At 62.6% G+C, this 310-nt stretch carries 1 protein-coding gene; it reads left to right on the top strand.

What is annotated here, in order from left to right; genetic code table 11:
• Window positions 1-310 (top strand): type VI secretion system tip protein TssI/VgrG (gene tssI / locus JYJ84_RS37510; protein WP_205190374.1); only part of this gene is annotated, 310 nt, incomplete at both ends.

Consider the following 310-nt stretch of genomic DNA (forward strand, 5'->3'; position numbering starts at 1 on the left):
ACCGGCGGTAGTCGTGGGCCCGGAGGGCGAAGAGATCTACACCGACGAGTACGGCCGAGTGAAGGTGCAGTTCCCGTGGGATCGTCAGGGTCAGCACAATGAGCACAGCTCGTGCTGGATCCGGGTCGCGCAGAACTGGGCGGGAGCGCTGTGGGGGCACATGGCGATTCCTCGCATCGGGCAGGAGGTCATCGTCGACTTTTTTGACGGCGATCCAGACCAACCGGTCATCACCGGCCGCACCTACAACTGCCTGCAGCTACCGCCGTACGAACTGCCGCGACATAAGACGCGGATGACGATCAAGAGT

This window comes from Burkholderia sp. LMG 13014 (assembly GCF_905232215.1).
Taxonomy (GTDB): Bacteria; Pseudomonadota; Gammaproteobacteria; order Burkholderiales; family Burkholderiaceae; genus Burkholderia.